Genomic DNA, 22835 nt, shown 5'->3' with positions numbered 1-22835 from the left:
CGCATGTGCAAGCTTTGAGGGGTCTCACACAGAGGACACGGAGGACACAGAGAACTTCGATCGTGTTTCGCCGTTCCTCTGTGCCCTCTGTGTCCTCTGTGTGAGGCCGGCAGTTCAATCCTTACTGCGCCGGGCGGATGCGGATCGCCTGGCCGCCGCCGGGGGCCATCTCGATGCGCAGCCGGGTGCTCGCGTCCACGTCCCGCCGCGAGATGGCGACGGGGAGCGGGTTGTCGCGCCAGTGCGCGCCGGGGCCGTCGGCGTAGACCTCGGCCACGTACCGACGCCCCGACGGCAGGAACGAGAGCGGCACCTCGAAGGTGCGCGCCTCCTCGTCGGTGATGGCGCCCACGAACCACTGGTCCGCCCCGCGCTGCTTGCGCGCGACGACCACGTGGTCGCCGATCCTCCCGTCCAGCACGATGGTGGTGTCCCAGTCCACCGCCACGTCGCGGATGAACTGGAAGGCGGGCTGCCCCTCGTAGTTCTCCGGCAGGTCCGCCGCCATCTGCAAAGGCGAGTAGAGGACCACGTAGAGCGCCAGCTGCTTGGCGAGCGTGGTGCGCGGGCGAGCCTCCTCGGGCCGGCGCGGCGTGCCGGTGGGCCGCCGGATCAGCAGGTCGAAGATCCCCGGCGTGAAGTCCATCGGCCCCGCCAGCATGCGGGTGAAGAAGAGGATCGTCTCGTGCTCGGGCGGGTTGCCGCCGTCGCCTCCCCACGCGTTGTACTCCTGCCCGCGCGACCCCTCGCGCGAGAGGATGTTGGGCCAGGTGCGCCGCTCGCCGGTGTCCTTGATCGGCTCGTGCACGTTCACCATGATCCCGTACCGCGCCGCCGTCTCGATCACCCGGCGGTGGTGGCGCACCATGAACTGCGACTGGTGCGCGTGGCCGTGCTCGGTCCTGTCGCCCACGTACCCGGTCTTCACCGCGCGCACGCCCACGCGCTGGTAGAGCGCCATCGCCGAGTCCAGCTGGCGCTCGTAGTTGCCGATCACCGTGGCCGTCTCGTGGTGGCCGATCAGCGTGAGCCCCTTCTGCCGCGCGTAGGCTGCCACTTCGGCGAGGTCGAAGTCGGGGTAGGCCTCGGTGAAGGAGAAGCTGGCCTTCCCGGTGTTGAACCAGTCGACCTCCCACCCCTTGTTCCACCCCTCCACCAGCGTGCCGCCCAGCCCGTTGGCCGCCGCGAAGTCCAGGTAGCGCTTCGTGTTGGCCGTGGTGGCCCCGTGCTTCGGCCCCGAGCCCCACGTCTCCAGGTTGATGTGCATGCTCCACCAGATGCCGTTGTACTTCATCGGCCGGATCCAGCGGGTGTCGGCGATGCGGCTGGGCGGGTTGAGCTTGAGGGTGAGTAGCGAGGGCGCCAGGTCTTCCGGGCGATCGGCCAGCTGGACCGTGCGCCACGGCGTCACGAACGGCGCGCGGCCGCGCACCGCCACCCCGTCGGCCCAGCGCGCCAGCGTCGAGCGCAGCGTGCGGTTGCCGGTGCGCGCCAGGTACATCCCCGCGTAGTCCACCAGGTCGGCCTCGTGGATCACCACCTGGAGCCCGCCGCTGGTCTGCAGGGTGAGCGGCGTGTGCACGGAGTCCAGCCGGGAGAGCGGTCCCGACGAGTAGAGGATCTCCTGCCGGTCGGGCTCGGGCCGGTTCGAGGGGATCCACCAGGCGCGGGGGTTGTCGGCGAAGGCGAACTCGGTGAGCTCCTCCATCATCTCGAAGTCGCCGAAGCCCGCGCTGTCGGAGAGCTCGTAGCGGAAGCCCACGCCGTCGTCGAAGGCGCGGAACACCACGGCGAAGCGGCGGCCGGGCGCCCGCCCTTCCGCCACCTGCACGCGCAGCTCGTTGTGGTGGTCGCGCACGCGCGCCTGCTCGCCCCAGGCTTGAGTCCACGTCTCGTCGGCCGAGCGGCGCGCCGTCCCCGTGATGCGCAAGCCCCCGTAGAGCGAGTCGGCGCGGAACGCGAAGCCGAGCCGCGACGGCAGGAGCACCTCCCGCCCGTCGCGGCGCACGGCGTAGTACAGCCCGCCCTCGTGCGTGCCCACCACCACCACGTTGCGCCCGTCGGGCGAGGCCACGCGCACCGTGTCCTGCGCGGCCGCGGGGGCGGCGAAGGAGGCCAGCGCCGCTCCGATCGCCAGGAAGCGAGCCAGCCCCCGCGGCCTTCCATACATGTCGATCAGCCTCATACCGAATCGGTTGGTGTTCGCGAAGATCGGTTGGTCTTTGCTGTCATCCTGAGGCCCGGCCACACGGAACCAGCATCCGCCCGAGTGACGGCAGGGCCGAAGGATCTACCCACCTTGCCACGTGGGTCGGGCGCGGCAGCGACACGGATGCCGGCTCGCTTCATCCCTCGATAGCCAGGCTGTTCGAGGCAGGGCCCGTGCGGAGAACCAGCCACCCGGCGGGGTGAGTAGATTCCTCGGGCGCCGCCCGGCTTCGGTGCGGCAGCGGCTTCGGCGATGCGGCGCCGCTCGGAATGACATCTTTCGGGACCGGTCGCACGCTGATCCGACGAAGCCCCGGCCACTCCGCGAGAAGGCGATGGCGGGAGGCTCGACGGAGCATGGCCTTGGTCCAACGTCTCCAGAACGGTGTGCAGCCCCGCCGCAGCGGCGGCGGAGCTGCACACGGTGAACTCCTCCTGTCGGAGCCAAGCCTCAGTAGCCCGGGTTCTGGTCCAGGTTCGGGTTGGCCGAGAGCTCCGACGCCGGGATCGGGTACAGGTCCAGGTGCGCGGGCGTCGCCCGGCCGGCCGGCACCCCGCCCTTGAACGTCCAGATGTACGAGCCCCCGGTGAAGCGCCCGTAGCGCACCAGGTCGGTGCGGCGGTGCGCCTCCCAGAACAGCTCGCGCGCGCGCTCGGCCAGGATGAAGTCCAGCGTGAGCTGGGCGTCGGTGATGTTGCCGCTCGTGTTGCCGTAGGCGCGCGCGCACGCGGTTCACGTACTCCAGCGCCAGCGCCCGCGTCCCGCCGCCGCCGCGCAGCACCGCCTCGGCGTACATCAGGTAGGCGTCCGCCAGGCGGAACATGGGGAAGTCGGTGTCCGGGAACTCCGTGTTCGAGCCCGGCTGCCCCGTCGAGGTCACGTTGCGGTACTTGGGCGCCAGCACCCCCTCGTTGAAGTTGCCGACGCTGGTGATGTTGACCGTCTGGCCGCTGGTGTAGAAGATCCCGCCCCGCGTGTCGCCGGAGCCGTACAGGTTGTACAGTTCGGGCCGGATCCTGAGCCCCCACCACCCCCCGTTCAGCCCGTGCTGCGCGGCGTCCATGCTGCCGCCCACGGCCGCGTGGGCCAGGTAGGTGATCCCGCCGAAGGTGCGCGTGCGCTCCCCGTCGAAGGGGACCGCGAAGATGATCTCCGGCGAGGTGTGGTTGTCCGCCAGGAAGAGCTCCTGGTACCGGTTGTCGAGCTGGTACGCGCCCGAGTTGATGACCGCCTCCGCCTGGGCGCGCGCCTCGGCGTAGCGGGCGGTGCCGGTGTACACCGCCGAGTTCAGGTACAGCTTGGCCAGCAGCATCCGCGCGGCGCCCTGGTCCGCCCGGCCGTACTCGCCCGCCCTGGGCGCGGCGAGCTGCGGCAGGGCGGCGTTCAGCTCGGCCACCACGAAGTCGAAGATCTGCGACCGGGTGGCCTGCTCGGGGGGCGGCGAGTTGACGGGGTTCGCCTCGGTCACCAGCGGGATGTTGCCGAACAGGTCGATGCCGTGCCAGTAGGAGAGCGCGCGCAGGAAGCGCGCTTCGGCGCGGTAGCGCTGGATCTCGGTGCGCAGGGAGGCGCTCGTGTTGCGCGCGGCCAGCTTCTCGTCGGTGGTCTCGCGCAGGAACTCGTTGGCCAGCACCACCTGGTAGAACACGCGGTAGTACATGGCCTGCACGAACAGGTTGGCCGGCCCCCACTGCTGCGTGTTCAGCTCCGGCAGGGTCGGGTCGCCCCAGGCGATGATCGCCTCGTCGGTGGGGAGCTCCTCGAGCTGCCAGTACTGGCGGAGGTAGTTGCTGAACCCCTCGTCGATCCCCTCGATGTCGGGGTTGCCCGCCGGCCCCTGCTGGCCGGTGAGCGCCAGCCCGCCGTAGAGCTTCGCCAGGAAGGAGCGGGCGGCGCTCGGGTCGTTGAAGACTTCCGTCCCCGGCACCGTGCTGATCGGCACGGTGGTGATGTCGGTGCACGCCGCCCCGCCCGCCAGGAGCGTGGCCAGGAGCAGCATCCGGCGCGTCGTCGTATTCATCGCTCGTTCGTCCTCTCGGTTTTCGGCAAGGAACGCCAGGGAGCGCCGCGGGCTCGCGGCGGCGCCTTCGCCCTCGCGCCTCAGAATCCGACGTTCACGCCCGCGGTGAAGGTGCGGGAGCGGGGGTACAGGTTGTTGTCGATCCCGTTCAGCCCCGACGTCGGGTCGACGCCGCTGTAGCCGGTCAGGGTGAACACGTTCTGGACGGTCCCGAAGAGCCTGAGCTGCCGGACCCCGCGGAAGTTGGGGAGGGTGTAGCCCAGCGTCAGGTTGTCCATGCGCAGGAACGACGCGTCTTCCACGTACACGTCCGAGAAGTACTGCTCGGTGACGAACCCGGTCTCCAGCACCGAGCGGTGCAGGTTCATCAGCCCGCCGGCGGCGTTCAGGTTGTTGTAGAAGCCCTGGGCGGAAGCCGTGTTGTTGTACACGTAGTTGCCCAGGTACGCGCGCAGCGTCATCCCCAGGTCGAAGTTGCCGTAGCGGAACTGCGAGGTGTGCCCCAGGATCCACTGGGCCTGCGGGCTGTGGAACGCGCGGCGGTCCTCCTCGGTGATGCGGCCGTCGCCGTTCTGGTCGACGTACAGGTCCTGGTTGTCGATGTCGCCGTCGCCGTCGGTGTCGGCGTACACCGGCCGGCCGCTGCCGTCGCGGCGGTGCTCGAAGACGAAGAACGCGTTCACCGGGCTGCCGGGCTCCAGCACCTGGATGGTGCTCCCCACGCCGCCCGAGATGCCGCCCACCAGGACGCGCTCGCTGCCGCCGGTCGCCTCGCGGTTGACCTCGACCAGCCGGTTGCGGTTGGTGGAGGCGTTCAGGCTGGCGTCCCAGCTGAGGCCCCCGAACGCGTCTTCCAGCACCCGCGCGTTCACGGAGAGCTCCAGCCCGCGGTTGTGCACCTCGCCCACGTTGGTGGTGACGAAGTTGCGCACGTTGGTGCCGGCCGCCACCGGGATGCGGAAGAGCAGGTCGTCGGTGTCCTTGAAGTAGTACTCCACGCTCCCGGTGACCCGGTTGTCGAAGAGGCCGTAGTCGAAGCCCAGGTTGTACGAGGTGGTCTCCTCCCACCGGATCTCGGGGTCCACGGCCGTGGGCCGGATGGTGGGGACGAACTGGTTGCCGAACTGCACCTGCGCGCGCTCGTCGCCGAACTCGTACGACGAGATCCAGAGGTAGTCGCCGATCTCCTGGTTGCCGTTGACGCCCCACGACGCCCGGAGCTTGAGCTCCGAGAGCCAGCCGAGGTTCTCGAACCAGGGCTCCTCGTTCACGCGCCACCCCAGCGCCACCGCCGGGAAGGTGCCCCACTGCCGGCCCGGCGCGAAGCGCGACGAGCCGTCGCGGCGCACGGAGACCGTGAGCAGGTAGCGGTCGGCCAGCGTGTAGTTCACGCGCCCGAAGAACGAGGCCAGCTTCGACTCGCTCGCGGTGAGGGTGGGCCTCACCTCGTCGGCCCGGGGGAGCCCGTTGGGGCCCAGCAGGTCGGACTGCAGCCCGCTCGCCTCGAAGTAGGGGCGGTCGCGGCGGGTGGACTGGTACGAGTAGCCGGCCGTGGCGTCGATGTCGCCGTTCAGCGCGTCCAGCCGCGAGGCGTAGTTCGCGAAGGCGTCGATCAGCCCGCTCACGTCCGACGGGGTGGAGCGGCTCATGAAGCCGGGGTGGTCGCTCTCCACCTGCGCCTGCAGGGTGCTGGGCTGGAAGCCCCGCCGCTCGCTCTCGGCCACGTCGTAGCCGAGCCGCACGGTGGTGGACAGCGCCTCCAGGAACGGCATCCGGTAGCGCCCCTCCAGGCTCCCCACGCTGCGGTAGGTGCGCCCCTCGTCCACCGCGAAGGCCAGCTCGGCCAGCGGGTTGTTGGGGCCCAGGCGGAACTGGGTGTTCTCGAAGAAGGCGCCGCCCTCGGTGCGGATCGGCTGCGTGGGGTCGAAGATGGTGGCGCTGCCCAGCACCGCCACGGGCGTGAACACGTCGTCGGTGCGGGCGCCGCGCAGGGACGCCCGGATGCTCAGCCGGTCGTCGAAGAGCCGCTGGTTGTAGCTGAGCGCCGCCGAGATGCGCTCGGTGGCGGAGCCCCGCACCACGCCGCTCTGGTCCAGGTAGTTCAGCGACAGGCGGTAGTTCAGGTCCTCCCCCGCTCCGGAGACGGCGAGGGAGTGCTCCTGGCCCGTGGCGTCCTGCTCGATCGCGTCGCGCCAGTCGGTGCTGGCGCTCCCCAGGAACTGCACCCGCGAGGACGCGTGCTCGGCCACGGCGGCGCGGAACTCCGCCGCGCTCAGCATGTCGGGTCCCCGGGTGGCCGTGGAGGTGGAGACCGAGCTGCCGTACTCGAAGCGCGGCCCCCGCGAGGAGCCCGTCTTGGTCTCGATGATGATCACCCCGTTGGCGCCGCGCGAGCCGTAGATGGCCGTGGACGAGGCGTCCTTCAGCACGGTCATCCGCGCGATGTCTTCGGGGTTGATGAAGTTGAGCGGGTTGCGCCCCGCGGAGAGCCCTCCGCCCGGCTGCAGCGGCACGCCGTCGACCACGAAGAGCGGCTCGTTGCTGGCGTTCACCGAGGTGCCGCCGCGGATGCGGATGTTCACCCCGCCGCCCGGGGCGGCGTCGTCCACCACCTGCACGCCGGCCACCTTCCCCTGGATGAGCTGCTCGGGGGAGACCACCCGGCCGGTGTTGAACTCCTCCTCGCCCACGGCCTGCACGGCGCCGGTGACGTCCCTCACCCGCCGCTCGCCGTAGCCGATCGCCACCACGCCCTCCAGCGCCACGGCGGCCGTGGAGAGCGTGAAGTCCAGCGTGGCCGTCTGCCCCGCCGCCACGGTGACGGCGAGCGTGGCGGGCGCGTGGCCGATCAGGGCGGCGCTCACCCGCTGCTGCCCGGCGCGCACCCCGGAGAGGGTGTAGCGGCCGTCGGGCCCCGTGACGGTGCGCAGCGCGGTCCCCACCACGCTCACCGTGGCCCCGGAGAGGGGGCGCGCCCCTTCCGCCGAGGTGACGGTGCCGCTGACCTGCCCCGTCTGCGCGTGGAGCGGACCGGCCGCGATCAGCGCGGCCGCCAGGCTCATGACGACTGTCCTCCTCATGTTCGCCCTCCGAAGGAAGGTGGATCGGGCAGCCCCCGTGAGGCTGCGGAAACAGCGTGCGGCCGGCCGGTGCGCCGGAGCCGGAGGGAGGTCGCGGACGCCCCGCCCTCCGGTTTGTCAAGACTTCCAACAAATTCTGCGCGACAGACTCCCGGTCGTCCCGCTCCCCGGAGGGGCGGGCTTTCAGGGAGGCGCGAGCCTATTTGTTAATAGATCCGACAAATTCCGCGCGACGCAGACGGGGGTAGGCCGATCTCGAAGTGCGGACGGGGAGTACAGGGGTCGGGGGTCTATCCGGCTGGAACGGAGCGTATCGTAATCTGCGGAACTGTCCGTGTCAACAACGTTTTTCTTCCGCCGCGGCTCCTCTGTCACGGGGCCGTTGAAAAAGGAGAAGCCGGGCCCGGCGAGGGCCCGGCTCCTTGCGCCCGGCTTCCTGCGCGGGACCTGCGAGTTCCGCCAGGATCTCACACAGAGGACACAGAGGACACGGAGAGCTTCGGGCATTTCTGCCGTTCCTCCGTGACCTCTGTGTCCTCTGTGTGAGCCCAGCAGTTCATCGGTAGCGGCGCGGGGCGTGGGGGCGGTGTCCGGACCTGCCCGACTTCGCCGTGGGGGAAACTGTTGAATAGCTGCCGCGGGATCGGCAGCCGGTGGCGAATCCCCCAGGTTGTCATCCTGAGGAGCCGCCACGCGGAGCCGTCGGAATGGTTGGATGCCTGGCGGCGACGAAGGATCTGCGGGTCGGGTCCGAGCGTTCGAACGGCTGACGCGCGAGTCCCCGCCCGCAGATCCTTCGGGCGCACAGGCTCTCGTGTAGACACGGCCTCGGCGTGTGCGCCCTCAGGATGACAGCGTTTCACAATCCCAGGTTCCTCGTCCTACTTCAGGGTCTTGATCACGCAGATGAAGGGATTCCTGCCGCGCTGCTTGATGAAGCCCTGGGGAGTCAGGCGCACCTTCGTGCTGCGGACCGAGTCGCTCTCGTTGCCGCCGATCACGCGCGCGAAACGGCCCAGCTCGTCCTGCCCGGTCTCGACGACGATGGCCGAATGCGAGTTGTATTGCGAGTTCTTCCTCGCGTGGTCGAAGCTGAACGTGTTGTTCTGACGGTTGCTCTGGATGATGTCTCCCACCCTGGGGGCGTGGGCGGTGATCTCCAGGCCGTGGAAGAGCCCCCTCCCGTTGTCGGCGTCGCGGATCGCCTTGTTCACGAAGACCGAGTGCCGCTTCGAGAACCTGAACTCGGACGACGTCGCCCCAGCCGACATGACGCACCACGAGACGAAGACGGCGGACCACGGGTGGTCCTTGTGGGTGCAGCTCACGAACGCGCCGCCGATGTCCACCGTCCACTTCTTGATCTGCGAGCAGAGCGCCGGGTCGGCCTCGTTCATCTCGTGGAACCTGTCGTGCAGCCCCTGCGCGATCGTGGCCAGCTTCGCCGCGAACGCCGAGGGGACCGAGGATGCCGGCGCCGGCTGGCCGGGCGACGCCGGCTCTCCTTCGGGCTCCCCGCCGGGGATGATCAGGACGTCGCCCGGATGCACGATGTCGGGATCCTCCTTGAACTGGGGGTTGGCCTCGAGCAGCTGCTTCAGGGTGATCCCGTGGGCCCTGGCGATCTTCGACAGGGTCTCGCCCGATTTGACGGTGTGGGTCATGGGGAGGGCCCTCCCGTGGAGGAGATGAGAATCGGCCGCAGTCGAAGCGGCCGCTGAATTCGACCGGATCGGCGCGGCGCCCGTTCGGCGAGCTCCACCTTCGTCCGCCCAGGACGGACCTGCGCGGACAGGCAATACATGAGCGCAGGCTCCCGCCCGCACAAGCATCTTCTTCAGTCGACGCAATGTCCAGGGACGGGCGTGGACGGCTCCACGACGCCGCCGCGCCCGGCGAGGCGAGAAGATCCTCCAGCCCTGCCGCCGTTCGTGCGGAGGCCGGTTCCGTATGCCCCGGGCCTCAGGCTCGGCACGACGGCGCACACCCACCGATCGTCCGGATCCGCGGCGGCGTCTGCCGGCGTGGGGCCGCACGACGGGCTTCCCGCGAGCCGGCGAGGCGCCTAAGCTACGGCCGAGGTGGAGCGCGGCCGCCCGACGCGCGCTCCCGGACGCCTTCCGAGCGAGGATCGCCATGGTCGAAACGTCCCTGTCCGTCGTGACGCCCGGGGTGCAGATGGAGCGCATGTTCCCCACGCTCACGCCCGAGCAGATCGCGCGCATCGCGGCGCACGGGCGGGTGCGGGCGGTCGAGCCTGGAGACGTCCTCTTCGACGTGGGGGACCCGGCGATCCCGCTGTTCGTGGTGACGGCCGGCCGGGTGGAGATCCTGCGGCCTTCGGGGGAGCTCATCGTCACCCACGGGCCGGGGAGCTTCACCGGCGAGGCCAACATGCTCTCGGGGCGCCGCGCGCTGGCCCGGGCGCGGGTGAGCGAGCCGGGCGAGGTGGTGGAGCTGGACCACGACTGCCTGCTGGCGCTGGTGCAGACCGACGGCGAGCTGGGCGAGATCCTGATGCGCGCCTTCATCCTGCGCCGGGTGGAGCTGTTCGCGCACGGCTTCGGCGACGTGGTGCTGGTGGGGTCGAGCCATTCGCGGGGCACGCTGCGGGTGAAGGAGTTCCTCACGCGCAACGGCCACCCGCACACGTACATCGACCTGGAGCGCGACGCCGACGTGCAGGAGCTGCTGGACCGCTTCGGCGTCAGCGTGGCGGACGTGCCGGTGCTGATCTGCCGCGGCCAGGTGGTGCTGCGCAACCCCAGCAACCGCGAGATCGCCGACTGCCTGGGCTTCAACGACGCCATCGACCCCACGCAGGTGCGCGACCTGGTGATCGTGGGCGCGGGGCCGGCGGGGCTGGCGGCGGCGGTGTACGGCGCGTCGGAGGGCCTCGACGTGCTGGTGCTGGAGTCCAGCTCGCCGGGCGGGCAGGCGGGCTCCAGCTCCCGGATCGAGAACTACCTGGGCTTCCCCACGGGGATCTCGGGGCAGGAGCTGGCGGGCCGCGCGTACGCGCAGGCGGAGAAGTTCGGGGCGCGCGTGGCGATCGCCAATACCGCCCGCCAGCTCTCGTGCGAGCGGATGCCGTACGCCATCGTGACCGACGACGGCGGGCGGGTGCCGGCGCGCACGGTGATCATCGCCACGGGCGCGGAGTACCGCCGGCCGGAGATCGAGAACCTGGCGCGCTTCGAGGGCGCGGGGGTGTACTACGGCGCCACCTTCATCGAGGCGCAGCTCTGCCGGGGCGAGGAGGTGGTGGTGGTGGGCGGCGGCAACTCGGCCGGCCAGGCCGCCGTCTTCCTGGCGCAGACCGCCCGGCGCGTGCACATGCTGGTCCGCTCGGGCGGCCTGGCGGAGAGCATGTCGCGCTACCTGATCCGCCGCATCGAGCAGAGCCCCGTCATCGAGCTGCGGACGCGGTCGGAGATCGAGGCGCTGGAGGGCGGCGACCAGCTGGAGCGCGTCCGCTGGCGCGACGGGCGGAGCGGCAGCGTCGAGACGCGCGACATCCGGCACGTGTTCGTGATGACCGGCGCCGTCCCCGGCACGCAGTGGCTGGACGGCTGCCTGGCGCTCGACGCGAACGGGTTCATCAAGACGGGGCCCGACCTGACGCCCGACGACCTGGCCGAGGCGGAGTGGCCGCTCGCCCGGGCCCCGTACCTCCTGGAGACGAGCCTCCCCGGCGTCTTCGCGGTCGGCGACGTGCGGGGAGGCAACATCAAGCGCGTGGCCTCGGCGGTCGGCGAGGGCTCCATCGCCGTCGCCTTCGTCCACCGGGTGCTGCGCGAGTGACCGGAAGAGGAATGAGGACGGCGCTCCCCCGAAATGACTTGCGTGCCAATCTCGGAAAGTCGGCCTTATCGCGCACCGATCTATCAACGGCAACCGGGGGCGTCCACACTACGTGGATACTCCCGGTCGCAGCTCGGTGGAGCCTTAGCGTCCGGTCGCTCGCCTCGATGCTCGAGCGTTAGCGCCGACACTCCCATCCAGGACGAATACGGGGATCGTGCTGGAACCCGCGCTTCCATTGCCGAGCTTGCCGGAACTGTCCCACCCCCAACAGTAGATCTTGGCGTCCGTGGTTGTGCCGCACGTGAAACCCGTCCCCGCGCTGATCTGGACGAACCTGAAACCACCACTGACCGGAACCGGAACGTGGCTCTCCACCATACCGCCATTGCCCAGGTTGCCGGCGAGTCCCGCGCCCCAGCAGTAAGCAGCGCCCGCGGCAGTGATTGCGCAGACGTGCTCGGCCCCGGCGTCGATCGCGGTGAACTTCAGTCCGCCGGTCACCCGGACGGGGAGCGGGGAATCGGTCGTGGTTCCGTCACCGAGCTGACCCCAGGTATTTCCTCCCCAGCAGTAAGCGTCTCCATCCGTAGTGACTCCGCAGGAGAAGCTTCCGCCGACGGTGATTGCCTTGAACGTGTGTCCGCCCGCGACCAGCGTTGGCTGAGGAACGCAGGTACCGTTGCAACCCTGTCCCGGGGTCAGGCTCCCCAGCCCCCCACCCGTGCCACCCCAGCAGTAGGCCGCACCGGCAGGTGTCAGGGCACACGTCCAGTGTCGGGCTGCATCGATCGACTTGAACGTGAGTCCCCCGACGACTGCCTGTGGAGTGAACGCAGTGAAAACCGTGCTCCCCGTGCCCAGCGCACCGAATCCGCCGTAGCCCCAGCAGTACGCCGCACCATCACGAGTTAAGCCGCAGGTGTGCAGGTTCCCGGCGGCGATCGCGCTGAATTCGAGATTCCCTTCCACGGGAACGGGAACGCAGGCACCTTGCTTCTGGAATCCGCAGGTGGAGACCGTGGTGCCAAGCTCGCCCCAGGTGGAACTGCCCCAGCACAGTCCGGTACCGCCGGTCGTCACTCCACACGAATGTTCGTACTGCCCCGAGCCGGCGCCATCCCCGCCGGCAGAAATCGACGCGAAGGTATAATTGCCCGAAACCCTGCTCGGCGTCGAGCCATCCGTTGCGTTGTCATTGCCGAGGCTGCCGATCACGTTGCTACCCCAGCAGTATGCCTGTCCCGCGCTGGTAATCGCACAGGCATGGTCATTCCCGGCGCTTACCTGGGCACGAATGGTGGGCGTGACGACCTCGCTGGCCGTCGCATTGAACGTCACGGGGGAGCCGAGAAGGCCGGCCACAGATGCCGTTGCAGTCTGTGGCCCCGGAGTTAGGCCCAGCGTCCACGTGGCCCAGGCGATGCCGGATGTATCGGTCACCCCAGCGGCACTCGCCGCGAGCGAGCCGCCACCCGAAGTCACCTGGAACTGTACCGTGACCCCCGGAACAGGCACCCCCGCAACATCCGAGACCTGCACGGCGATTGGGATGGGAAGCTGCTGGCCGGGGCGGGCAATCTGGTTGTCGCCGGCGGCAACCGAAAGACTCTTCGGCTTTGCTGGAACTTCCCTGGAGAGAAGCGAGAGATGCCGGAGCACGCTGTCGATTACATCGCTTGCGCCGGCCATCTGGTAGTGGTCGTGTCTCTCCCAGTTCGGGAGGGCGGCCGGTCCGTAGTGCTCAGCGCTGCTGATCGTGACCAGGCCATCGTTCTCCTCACCGGTTTTTTCAAGAATGTAGCATCCGAAAAACATAAGGAGTGCATCGCCAGATCCACTCAATACATTGCTCCAAGAGGTGGTTCCGTGAAGCGACCAGAGCTTCGGTGTAAATCGCGCACTCACACGGTCCAGTTGCTCCGTGTAGAAGGCTGAGTTCGGATTCAATTCACGACCGCCTTCTGTGCCAATGAAGAAATTTCCCGCGACTATATCAAATGCACTAATTGCTCCGAGCAGGTACTGAGTGCCCATGCATTCTTGCATAGCATCAAACGATGGAAAACTCGTCAAGTTCCGTACTGCCGCCGGACTTCCACGGAACGGTGTTGCCAGCGTAATCAATTGATGGACGCGATTACTCTGCGTCACGCCGACGTAATAGGCGCCAACCAGTCCGCCCATACTATGTCCAATGAGCACAGTCTCCCGGTTGGGTAACTTGCTGTTGATGAATGTCGATAATCTCGCGGCCGAGTTCTCGATCGAGTAAAAGGTCGGATACCGATACACCCAGAGTTCGTACCGATTCGCAAGGTCGCTCGTTTTGAACGCCTGGATGAACGGCGCCCAGGTATCCTCCTCGGGGTGAAAGTTCTGAACGGCCTGGCACGAGCGTTTGTCCACTTGGAATCCGTGGATAAGCACAAGCGGGATCTTATCGGTATTAGGAACTGTGCTCGAACCCAGCACATTGTAAAATGCCCAGGTTGATGGCTGGGAGTCACAATTCGCGGTCGCATGAACAGGGGAAAACTCGAGATCGTAAACGACTCCTGTCGCACCTTCGATGATGCTCGAAAATGGTACTGCAAACCGAGCATTCACAAACTCTCCCGTTTTCTCAGCCACGTCCACGGCATTGAGTATGGTCTTCGTCGTGACGTCCGCCGCTGGACGAATGACAAGCGACACCACGTCCGTAGAAAGCTTGGCCGTGGTATTCAGGATGGTAGAAATCTGGAATGCGTTAGCGATCGTGGACAGGTTCGGACGCCTCTCGGCGCGGAGCGAGGCCGACGCGGTTGACGGGATCGAGACGCGAAGACGGAACGTCGGCCCGAGCGGCGGACCGTCAGATGTATCGGGAGCGGTGGCCTCCTGCTCGAGTGTCAGCAGGGTACCGGTCGGGAACGCCCCGGCTGCTACGGTTACGATGGTGCCGTTCCCTACCGCGACCGATGCAGAATCGGTCGCGGTCACGAGAGCCGAGTCTCGAGCCGGATAGAGGACGATTACAGGAATTTCCGTCCGTAGCGTACCTACAGATGCGGTGACGCGGGTTCTACCAAACGCTACCCCGCGCAGGACCCCCAGAGGGCTGACCGTCGCGACAGTGGTGTCGGCCGAGCGCCAGTTGATGGCGGCGTTGGGCATTGCACGACCCTGACGGTCGGTCAGGGTGACCTGCAACTGCACGTCGGCACCTCGGACCACGATGACACTATCAGGTTGGATTGAGATCGATGTGGAAATCGCGTTTGGGTGCAGGAGCTGGTTGTCGCGACAGGAGAGGAGAAATGAGGTGAGAAGGAATGTCGCGACCAGGCCATATCGGCGCATCAGGCGGGCTCCAGCGTGAGAAGGGGAAAAATGAAGAGGAAGGAGAGTTCGCACAGATTGCGCAGGGTAGTCTTACTTACAGTTCAAGTCAAGTCTTGGGCGTAGAATCGACATCTGAGCAGTACGAAGCTACCGAGCAGGCGCTCGACGCCAGTGGCTTCATCAAGACGGGCCCGACCTGACGCCCGACGACCTGGCCGAGGCGGAGTGGCCGCTCGCCCGGGCTCCGTACCTCCTGGAGACGAGCCTCCCCGGCGTGTTCGCGGTCGGCGACGTGCGGGGAGGCAACATCAAGCGCGTGGCCTCGGCGGTCGGCGAGGGCTCCATCGCCGTCGCCTTCGTCCACCGGGTGCTGCGCGAGTGATCTGATGATGCCTCACACGGAGTCAACGGAGTTAACGGAGAACCTCTTGCCGTTCTCTGTTGACTCCGTTGACTCCGTGTGATCCAGATCTACCGAGGTGCCCTCACAGTTCGCCTCTGCGCCTCCGCGTCTCTGCGTGAGACCGTTTTTCCGATCTCAGCCGATCGTAACGAAGACGCGGCCCTCGTCGTCGACGCGCGTCTCGAAGGTCTTGATCGGGCGTGTGGCGGGTAGGGCGCAGACCTCGCCGGTGCGGACGTCGTACTGGGCGCCGTGCCACTCGCAGGTGAGCACGCCGTCCTCCACCTCGCCGCCGTCCAGCGGCAGCTCCTCGTGCGTGCAGATCCCGTGCAGCGCGTAGATCTCGCCTTCCACGTTGCAGAGGACGATCTCCTCCCCGCCCACCGTGAACCCCCGCGCCTCCCCCTCGGGGACGGCGGTGACGCGCGTGACTTCGTGTTCGGGCATATGACCGCAAGTGCGAAAGTGCGAAGTGCGAAAGTGCGGGGGAAGTTCGGAGGCGGTCCGCGGCGGCGCAAGGCGGCACCGGCGGCGCGCGCAAAGCCCCGTACGACGGCGAGGCCCGCTCCGTACGTGGCGGGAGCGGGCCTGGCTGGCTCGTCACGCGGGTGAGGCGGCGGGCGGCGGCCCCACGGCTACCTGCACTGCCTCCGCGGCTTCGGCGGGGGGAGCGGAGCCGGGCGGCGCGGACGGCCGGGAGGGGCGGGAAGACGCGTCGCCCGGCTCGCGGCCGAAGAGCACGCGGCCCGAGTAGAAGGAGTAGCGCGCGATCTCCGGCGCCCACTTCACGAAGTCTTCGCACGACTGGCCGGCGGGGAGGTACGGGCGCACGGCCTCCAGCTTCCGCAGCATGTCGGCCCAGCGACTCTCCTCGACGCCCTCCAGCCCCGCGAACGGGTCCGCCGCGTCGTCGTTCGCCTCCGCGGCCTCGCGGCGGCGCTGCTCCAGCCGCTCCAGGTAGTGCCACCAGGTGTCGTCGGGCTCGGTCTCCACCAGGTCGCGCAGCACCACCGTGGCCTCGGCCGGGTAGCCGGTGAGCATGGCCAGGAGCAGCAGCACGGCCCGGTACTCGCCCGCCTCGGGACTGCCGACGAGCGCCTCGAGCTGGTCCGCGTCGAGCCCCCCGCGCACCAGGCGGTAGACGTTCAGGAAGCGCTTGGCCGCCCGCGGCGTGGGGATCAGCCGGTACGTCCGCTTCATGAACTCGCGCTCCGCCGCGCCGATCTCCAGCCGCGCCGCTTCGGTTGCGCGCTGCTGTCGCTCCGGTTCGCGCGTAGCGGCGGCCGGTTGCTCGGCTTCCACCTGCAGTAGGATGCGGTCCAGCCGGTCTAACAGGTTCTCCGATTGCTGCTCCTGAGCCTCGCCGGGAACAGCGATTTTCCCAAGGCCCCGTTCGACGGCCTGTTGGGTCGCCTGCTCGCGGGCCTGCGCGGCCGCGGCCGCCTGCGGGTCGGCCCTTGCCCGCCGGAGCTCCGCGGACGCCGCCCGGAGGCGCTCCCGTAGCTCACGCTTGTGCCGGTCGCCGTCTACCTGCTCCGGGTTCGCCAGGCTCTCGATCAGCTCGTGGAAGCCGGTCTCGGCCATCGGGCGCAGGGTGAAGGGGACCTGGAAGATCTTCTCCAGGTAGTTGAGCGGGGTGGACTGCCAGTGCACCCGCTCGTCCACGCTGAGCTCGTCGCCCTCCTCGCCGTCCGCCCCGGCGCGGCGGCCGCGGAACACCGCCGAGTGCTGCTTGAGCGAGTGCAGCAGCCAGCGCGAGTCCACGCCCACCACCACCACGAACAGCTTGAAGGCCAGCAGCAGGTGCACGGCCTGGAGCACGTCCACCACCTTGTCTTCGGGGCAGCGGTCCAGGTCGTCGATGTACAGCACGATGCGGCTGATGGCGGCCCGGCGCGCCCCGGCCGGCTCCCCGGCTTCCTCCGCCGCCTTCCGCTCCTCCTCCAGCACCTCGTCCAGCCGCTCGGTGAGCATCTCGAAGTCGCGCCGGGCGCGGGCGATCACGCCCAGGTGCTGCGTGTAGTCGGTGCTGGCGTGGCGCTCCGAGACGAAGTCCTGCATGCGGCGCTCGGGGTGCAGCGCGGCCAGCTGCCGCTCCAGCTCCCGCAGCTCGCGCGTGGCGGCGTCGATCTGCTGCTCGGCCTCGGCCTTGTCGTGGTTGATGCGCTCCTGGTGCTCCAGCAGCGCCTTCTTCCGCTCCTCGCGCTCGGCCGCCACCCGCGCCCGGTTCTCCTCCTTCGCCTTCTCCAGCACCCCGACCGCCTGCCGCACCGCCTTCAGCACCGGCGCCAGCGCCGCCGTCCCGGTCGCAAGCCCCGCGGCCAGCGCGGCGATCCCCGCCGCCAGCGAGCCGATCCCGGGCAGGCGGTCCAGCCAGTTTCCGACCTCCGGAACCACTTCCAGGTCGAAGATCAGGAACAGGCCGGCGAGCCCCAGCACCAGGCCCGCCAGAATCGCAGCGCGGCGGCCGCGGCTCCGCTCGGCGAGCGCCTGACCGAGCCCCCACGCCGACCGGCGGACGCGCCCCCACTCCAGCACCTGCGCCCGCGCGTCGGCCACGGCCAGCTTCGCCTGGGGGATGCCGAGCTTCTCGCTGGCCTCCTTGACGGCGCTCTCCACCGTGGGGTGGGTGGCCACGGCGCGCCAGGAGGCCCGCAGCAGCTCGCCGGCCGTGAGGCTGCGCTGGACGGTGCGCTCCTCGGCCTCCAGCCGCTCCAGCCGGGCCTGCTCGTCGCGGAGGTCGCGGTCCAGGCGGCGCCGCCGCTCCTGCGCGTCGGCGCGCACCTGCTCCAGGTGCGTGGTCTGCGCCAGGATGCGGCCCTTCAGCTCCTCGCGCTTCCGCCGGTCGCCCTCGCCCCGGTCCAGCTCGGCGGCCAGTCCCTGGAAGATGGCCGCGGCCAGGCTGGCCCACAGGTTGGTGTCGATGTAGTGCCAGGCGTTGAACCAGAGCTGGACGATGCCCGAGTGGTGGGGGCTGGCGGGGTCGCCGCGCGCCTCGTCCGCCAGCGCGGCGATCTCGTCCTCCAGCGCGTGCATGAAGAAGCTCTTGCCGCTCCCCCAGTCGCCGAACAGCCCCAGCGACAGGGGGAGCGGCGTGTCCTTGCGGGCCAGCACCGCGGCCAGGGCCTTCACCTCGCGCTCGATCCCCAGCGCGTCCTCGCCCTCGGGGTCGTCGGCGTGGTAGCGGGTGCCGCCCACGGGCTCGCGGAAGAGCCGCAGCGCGGGGACGCGCGCGCCCACGTGCTCGGGCGTGAGCCCGCGCTCGCGCAGCGCATCGACGACGCCGCACATCTCCACGCCGAGCGCGCCCGCCAGCAGGTGCCGCACGTCGATCCGCTCCGACTTCTCCGCGTCGGCCGCCGCCACCGCCGACGCGAACGCATACCCCGCGTGCGCCGAGGACGGTGGAAGGTCCGACAGGACGGAGGGCGCGTAGCCGCCGGGCGCGGGGAAAGGCTGCTCGTGCCGCGCGGCCTTCCCCAGCAGCTCCCGCAGGCCGTCGCGGTTCAGCTCGAGCGCGCCCAGCATGCGCTGCGCGACACCCCCGTCCATCGAGGCGATTCCCCCGACCAGGTGCTCCACGTGCAGCGCGTCGAGCCCCTGCGCCTGGCGCATCCCGTCCGCGTGCGACAGCACGTGCCGCGCGCCCTGCGAGAGCCGGCGGAGGAACGCGGCCTGGTCGATCCGCGGAGTGGCGGCCTCGCCGCGGGCGCGAGAGCGTGCGGTGGGCTTCTTCTTCGGCGCCTTCTTCGCCGCTGCGGGCGCCTTGCGCCGGACGGCGATGGTTTCCGGCGCCTCGCCCACGTTCGCGGTCTCCATCTCGCCCTGGACCGCGGAACCCTCCACTCGGCCGGGCGCCTCGTACGAGCCTCCGGACGAGCCCGCGACCGGGGTTCTCTCCACCCGGCTGACCGCTTCCGCCACGGCGTGGCTCTTCCGGATCAGCTCGGCCGGGAGGGCGTACAGCAGCTCCCCCTTCGATCCCGAAGACTGCGCGAGCGTATCGGCGATGCCGATCAGTTTTCCGCCGTAGACGAGAGGCGCGCCGAGCAGATACGCGTTCGAGGACGGCTCCTGGATCGTCAACCTCAACCGTCCGTCCAATCCTTCCAATCCGTGAGCCGTGACTCCGTCATACCGCGCGGAGAGCGGCACCAGCCCCGCCGCCGAGTCGTCGCGCGCCAGCAGATTGATGGTCGACCCCGGCGGGGGTGGACGCTGAGACAGCAGGTCGAGGAGGATGGCGAGTGGCTCGGGAGACGCAGTCGCGAGCAGAAACGCGGCGAGCCACGCGTCCGAGGCAACATACGTGGCAGGGACGTGCCAGTCCGACTCCGCGGCGACGAAGTGGAACAGGAAGTCGGTGCCTGGCGGCCCCTTCTCATTCATCGCGACGCGCGGCACCACCGCCACGAGCGGGTGCACCAGGCACGCCATGGCATCGAGCGGAGCGGTCGAGCCCGGGGGGTACAGCAGGCCGGTGATGCGGCTCAGGAGGACGGAATCGGGATTGTCCATCGGGAGGAGCGGGAGGAGGGGACCACGAACCGGAGCAGGGGAGACGCGCGGCGCTCCGGGCACGCCGTTCAATGTAACCGCGGCGGCGGGCTCCGCTCAACGGTGTCGCATCCCACGCGGAGTGGGATCGGACGGAGCCGACGGGCGGCAGTCGATGGTTTCTCTTGCGGGTGCGGCGGCCGAGGCCAAACTTCGCGATGCACGCCGATCCGCCATTCCCCGCCCCGAACGGTCCATGCGTCCCCCGCTCTCGCGCATCCTCCCGCTCCCGGCCGCGCTCGCCGGCGCGCGCGCAGACGAAAGTGCGAGAGCTAGAAAAGATGCCAATACGACAAAAGAGATTTCTCACGCAGAGGCAGCAGAGTCAGCGGAGGGGTTTTCTCTGCTGACTCTGCGTGAGGCCTGCAGTTCTTCCGAATCCGGGTTTAGACGGGGAGGAGTCGGCAAGAGGGCGGCGTCGTAGCTCTCCCTTCCACCGCGCAGCGGCCGAGGCCGGGGAGGGGGCTCCCCGTCAGCGCACCCCGGCCAGGGCGAGCACGAGCAGCAGCGCCCACTGCGTGCCCAGGTGGCTGTCCTTGGTGTCGAACCACTCCCCGAGCGAGTGCGCCCCGCCGCCGCCCCCGCCGCCGTCGATGGTGAGCGCCGGGATGCCCAGGTTGATGGGGATGTTGGCGTCGGTGCTGGAGGCGGTGGCGGGCGGGGTGAAGCCGAGCCGCTTCCCGGCCTCCTCCGCCGCGCGCACGATGTAGGCGTCCGCGGGCTGCGTCCCCGCCGGGCGGATGCCGATGGTGTCGATGGCGACGGTGAGCTTCACGCCGCTCTGCCAGCGCGCGTTCTCCTCGTCCAGCGCCTGCCGCACCGCGGCGCGGAACCGGGCGTCCAGCGAGTCGAGTTGCGCGCGGTCCACCGAGCGCATGTCCACCGAGAAGCTCGCCTCGCCGGCGATGGAGTTCACCGAGGTGCCGCCCTCCACCAGCCCCACGCTGAAGGTCACGCGCGGGCTCCGCGGCACCTGGAAGTCGGCCACCTTCGCGATGGCGCGGCCGAGCGCGTGCATCGGGTTCGGCATCCCGAAGTCGCCGTAGCTGTGCCCGCCCGGCCCCTTGTAGGTGACGCGGTAGCGGTGGCTCCCGACGGCGTCCTTCGTCATCGTGAGCCCCGTCCCGTCCACCGAGATGAAGTAGTCGACGCGATCCTTCAGCTCGCGCCCGAACAGGTGGCGCACGCCGCGCAGGTTCCCCGGGCCCTCCTCGCCCACGGTGCCCACGAAGAGCACGGTGCCGCGCGTGCGCAGCTGCGCCTGGTCGAGCGCGCGGGCCACGGAGAGCAGCACCGCCAGCCCGCGGCAGTCGTCGCCGATGCCGGGGCCGCGCAGGATGGTGCCCTCGCGGCGGACGGTGACGTCGGTGCCCTCGGGGAAGACGGTGTCCAGGTGCCCGGAGACGACCACCACCGGCTCGCCCGGCTCCCCCCGGCGCTCGGCGATCACGTTCCCCACCGAGTCGATGCGCACCTGCAGCCCCAGCGCGGCGAAGCGGCGGCGGTAGTCCTCGGCGCGGCGGGCCTCCTTGAACGGCGGCGCCTCGATCTGGCAGATGGCGATCTGCTCCTCGACGGTCTGCGGCTCGGTGCGCGCCACGTGCTCCAGCGCCTGCCGCACCCGCGCGTCGTCCGGAACCACCACGCGCTGGGCGGCGGCGGGGGCGACGGAGAGGAGGCCGCACGCGCACGCCGCGGCGATGGAGGAGCGTCTGGAGATCGGTGGCATCGGCGCTCGGAGCTCAGGAGATGGGGACGGAGGACCCGGCGAAGGTACGACGGCGGCGTGGGCGGGCGCAAACGGAGGTGTGCGTTCACGGACCGATCCGAGTCACGTCACCAACGCACTCACGCACTTCCGCACTCACGCACTGGCAGTCAGCGCACGCCCCACTCCCAGAGGCCGTACGCCGTCTTCCTGTCCAGCGGGTGCCCGTTCGCCTTGAGCGCGACGGCGACCTGGCCGCGGTGGTGCGACTCGTGGGAGACCAGGTAGCCCAGGAAGGCCAGCGGGTGCGGCTTGAACCCCTTCACCCGCCCCGCCTCCAGCGCGCGCTCCAGCAGCCGCTCGACGGCGCCGGCCGACGCCTCCAGCGCCCGGCGCAGGCCCGCCCGGTCGAGCGCGGCGTCCTTCTCCACCTTCTCCAGCCCCTCCAGCAGGTCCGGCCCGGCCTCCTTCAGCCACATCAGCCGTACGTTGTGCACGTGCGCGAACACCTCGCCCACGCTGCGCCCCTTGCTCGGCGCCACGTCGCCCAGCGCCTCGTCGGGGACGGCGTCCAGGAGGTAGAGGTTGATGCGGTGGTGGATGCGCCAGGTGTCGACCACCTGCTCCGCCAGCTCGTCCGCCTGCATGGGACTCTCCTGACTGGCCGTTGCCTCTGGAAGTGCCGCGGCGGGGGAACGCGCGAATGTACCGCACGGCCCGGACGCAATGCAAATCGCCGCGCCGCGCCTTGGACTACAATTGTTTCCTTGGACAATCTGCGTCCCGTGATTACCGTCGCTCTTGGGAGCGGGGCGGCTGTGGGGGAAGGGGTTCACATCCACCACACGGGGAGGCGCGTGATGAAGATCGGGACGAAACGGCTCCTGGTCGCGGGAGTGGTGCTGGCGGTCGCCGCGGGCTGGGTGGTGGCCGAGGGCGCGCGGCTGCCGGTGGAGCACACGGCCCAGCGCACGGTACGGCTCGACGCGCCGCCCGAGGCGGTGTGGGCGCTGATCGCCACGCCCGAGCGCTTCACCGAGTGGCGCAGCGGCGTGAGGGCGGCCAGCACGCTGCGCAGCGGCGGGGCGTGGAACGGGTGGCGTGAGGAGGGGAGCTTCGGGCCGATGGCGTTCACGGTGATCCAGTCGGCGCCGCCCCGGCGGCTGGTGGCGCGGGTGACGGGGGGCGAGGACTTCGGCGGGACGTGGTCGTACGTGCTGGAGCCGGCCGGGAGCGGCACGCGACTCACCATCATCGAGGACGGCGAGGTCTACAGCCCCGTCTTCCGCTTCGTCTCGCGCTACGTGATGGGCCACCACCGCACCATCGACGGCTACGTGGCCGACCTGCGCAAGGCGCTCCCCGCCCGCGGCGCGAACACGGCGGGGACGTGAGGGGGACGGGCGGAGGCTCGTACCCTTCGGCGGACTCCGGCGCGGGGCCCTCTCCCTGGCGCCTGAGGCGCCTGTCCCTCCCCCAAAACAACCTGGGGGAGGGACCTCGGCGCTTCGCGCGACGACACCAGGCGCGGAGCGAAATGGGGTTGTGCGGTTGAAGCTTCGCGGGGTTTGCGAGGCTTTCCGTGGTTCCAGCGGGTGTCCTCAGGCACTCGCGGCCGAGCGCTCGCGATACGCAGAAGCCCCTCGCCCGAACGGCTCGGGCGAGGGGCTTCGATTCGCGGACGGCCTGGAACGAGAAGGCGGGCCGCCGCTGGATGGGACGACCCG

General features: G+C 69.7%; 11 protein-coding genes. 2 read left to right on the top strand and 9 right to left on the bottom strand.

The genetic code is table 11. The annotated features are described in order from the left end of the window. Positions 1-121 precede the first annotated feature (121 nt). From VF746_18740 to VF746_18725, 4 genes are all read right to left on the bottom strand, one after another. Positions 122-2185 (bottom strand): glycoside hydrolase family 97 protein, encoded by a 2064-nt coding sequence (locus VF746_18740; GenBank protein HEX8694467.1) that lies wholly within the window; start codon positions 2183-2185, stop codon positions 122-124. Positions 2186-2345: 160 nt separating this feature from the next. Beyond that, positions 2346-4229, bottom strand: a complete 1884-nt coding sequence (locus VF746_18735; GenBank protein ID HEX8694466.1) for a RagB/SusD family nutrient uptake outer membrane protein — start codon at positions 4227-4229, stop codon at positions 2346-2348. Positions 4230-4309: 80 nt separating this feature from the next. Continuing rightward, entirely contained in the window at positions 4310-7309 is a 3000-nt protein-coding gene (locus tag VF746_18730) for a SusC/RagA family TonB-linked outer membrane protein (protein HEX8694465.1), read from the bottom strand. 881 nt (positions 7310-8190) lie between these two features. Then, a complete protein-coding gene (locus tag VF746_18725) occupies positions 8191-8973 on the bottom strand; it encodes a DUF2272 domain-containing protein (protein ID HEX8694464.1) in 783 nt (260 codons plus the stop codon). A gap of 472 nt (positions 8974-9445) precedes the next feature. Between VF746_18725 and VF746_18720 the strand changes: the two genes are divergently transcribed. Beyond that, positions 9446-11113, top strand: coding sequence for an FAD-dependent oxidoreductase (locus tag VF746_18720; GenBank protein ID HEX8694463.1), 1668 nt, complete (start codon positions 9446-9448; stop codon positions 11111-11113). Between the two features lie 144 nt (positions 11114-11257). Here the strand turns inward: VF746_18720 and VF746_18715 are convergent, their stop codons facing one another. The 5 genes from VF746_18715 to VF746_18695 form a co-directional block, all read right to left on the bottom strand. Further along, entirely contained in the window at positions 11258-14458 is a 3201-nt protein-coding gene (locus VF746_18715; protein HEX8694462.1) for an alpha/beta fold hydrolase, read from the bottom strand. 520 nt (positions 14459-14978) lie between these two features. Continuing rightward, positions 14979-15290, bottom strand: a complete 312-nt coding sequence (locus tag VF746_18710) for a non-heme iron oxygenase ferredoxin subunit (GenBank protein HEX8694461.1) — start codon at positions 15288-15290, stop codon at positions 14979-14981. A gap of 153 nt (positions 15291-15443) precedes the next feature. Continuing rightward, positions 15444-19361, bottom strand: a complete 3918-nt coding sequence (locus VF746_18705) for a P-loop NTPase fold protein (protein ID HEX8694460.1) — start codon at positions 19359-19361, stop codon at positions 15444-15446. Between the two features lie 511 nt (positions 19362-19872). Then, a complete protein-coding gene (locus VF746_18700) occupies positions 19873-21129 on the bottom strand; it encodes a M20/M25/M40 family metallo-hydrolase (protein HEX8694459.1) in 1257 nt (418 codons plus the stop codon). A 149-nt stretch (positions 21130-21278) separates the two neighbouring features. After that, positions 21279-21755 carry a DinB family protein gene (locus tag VF746_18695; GenBank protein ID HEX8694458.1) on the bottom strand — a complete coding sequence of 159 codons (477 nt, stop codon included), beginning with the start codon at positions 21753-21755 and terminating at the stop codon, positions 21279-21281. Positions 21756-21968: 213 nt separating this feature from the next. On the opposite strand from VF746_18695, the gene VF746_18690 reads away from it, so the two are divergent. Continuing rightward, complete coding sequence (locus VF746_18690) at positions 21969-22502, top strand: SRPBCC domain-containing protein (protein ID HEX8694457.1); 534 nt, start codon at positions 21969-21971, stop codon at positions 22500-22502. The last annotated feature ends 333 nt before the right edge of the window (positions 22503-22835 follow it).

It is taken from the genome of Longimicrobium sp., assembly GCA_036389795.1.
Lineage (GTDB): Bacteria > Gemmatimonadota > Gemmatimonadetes > Longimicrobiales > Longimicrobiaceae > Longimicrobium.
This window is presented reverse-complemented; position numbering and strand designations above follow the sequence as displayed.